At 54.9% G+C, this 765-nt stretch carries 1 protein-coding gene and 2 rRNA genes; all 3 read left to right on the top strand.

The window, feature by feature from the left end; genetic code table 11:
* Positions 1-100: ribosomal RNA gene (locus BRO54_RS18865) — 16S ribosomal RNA — on the top strand; the annotation flags it as partial.
* Between the two features lie 145 nt (positions 101-245).
* A complete protein-coding gene (locus tag BRO54_RS20165; protein ID WP_167367389.1) occupies positions 246-500 on the top strand; it encodes a hypothetical protein in 255 nt (84 codons plus the stop codon).
* A 154-nt stretch (positions 501-654) separates the two neighbouring features.
* A 23S ribosomal RNA gene (locus tag BRO54_RS18870) occupies positions 655-765 on the top strand; the annotation flags it as partial.

The raw sequence follows: 765 nt of genomic DNA on the forward strand, positions 1-765 counted from the left end.
TAACCCGCAAGGGAGCCAGCCGCCGAAGGTGGGGCAAGTGATTGGGGTGAAGTCGTAACAAGGTAGCCGTACCGGAAGGTGCGGCTGGATCACCTCCTTTCTAAGGAGAAAAGCGGAAGCGCCGTAATTTCGCCTAAAGACAGCCCGCGTCCTGCGGGCAACGGCGAAATATCGCCATCCTGGCGATCTCGAAGCCAAATGTTCTTCACCCGCAGGGGTGCTTGCACCCCGAGGGGGAAGGTTATTTGGCAGAAGAGAGCCAGGCGCTGGAGCTAGACATTAGTCGTGATTCGGTGCACAACCGCGCTTCTGTTTCGTTCAGTTTTGAAGGAATGAGGATTCCTTCAAGTGTTTTGCGCCTTCGTCTTCCAGCAGGTTCAAGGAAGATGGATTCCTCGGCGCAAAGCTGCAAAGAAGCAGACTCAAGGCAGTCGCTTCGTTCAGTTTTGAGGGAACGAGTCATGTTCTCTCAAGAACCAACTTCGTTCCTTGAAAACTAGATAACCGGAAAGAAAAGCGGAGGCGAGCGTTTCGCCGCGATGGGCAAATGTTCTTCGCCTAGAGGGATGTTTACATCCCGAAGGCGAAGGTTATTTGACCCCGAGCGGCGGCGAGCCGAAGCTAGACAGTAAGGAAGAAGCCGAGAGCGCGATAGGTTAAGCTAGAAAGGGCGCACGGTGGATGCCTTGGCACTAGGAGCCGATGAAGGACGGGGCAAACGCCGAAACGCTTCGGGGAGCTGTAAGCAAGCGTTGATCCGGAGAT

The organism is Geobacillus proteiniphilus (genome assembly GCF_001908025.1).
GTDB classification, from domain to species: domain Bacteria; phylum Bacillota; class Bacilli; order Bacillales; family Anoxybacillaceae; genus Geobacillus; species Geobacillus proteiniphilus.